Here is a 483-nt window from a genome sequence, read left to right as displayed (position 1 = left end):
AATAATATCTTCTGTGGTTATATTTATTTTCACCCAGCCAGTCAGTCTGGATATGGGCCAGTAGCAGTAGCGGGTATGATAAATGGGGCCGTTAATGCCGTAAAAAGTAAGGGATTTGGCTCTGTACCGCGGTTCTGTTGTCTCAGGGCGTGCATCAGTCCACCGGATGCAGAGCACCCCTTCAAACCGTGTGTCGGGTATGATGATGCCGTAAGGGCCAGCAACGGAATATTCACCTGGCAGCGCATTCCTTACCCAGGCCAGGAAATCACTCTTAGTGTCAAAACGGATAACATCTTCAGGCAGAAAAGCACACCCAAAGCCGAATGCGCCGGGTATCGCCAGACGGCCTTTTGTCCGGTCGTAAATGTCGCTCTGTGCTTCCATCGTGGCCGCACTTTTCAGCCCCAGATTATCCCGGGACTTCTGTTGTGCCTTTTCGCCTGCTGCTGCGATTTCAGACAGATGGTTAGCCGTTTTCAG

1 pseudogene is annotated in these 483 nt (G+C 51.3%); it reads right to left on the bottom strand.

What is annotated here, in order from left to right:
* Nucleotides 1-483, bottom strand: a pseudogene (locus ACUU1I_RS21160) (hypothetical protein); the annotation flags it as partial.

It is taken from the genome of Shigella sp. SIG3 (assembly GCF_053555855.1).
This window is presented reverse-complemented; position numbering and strand designations above follow the sequence as displayed.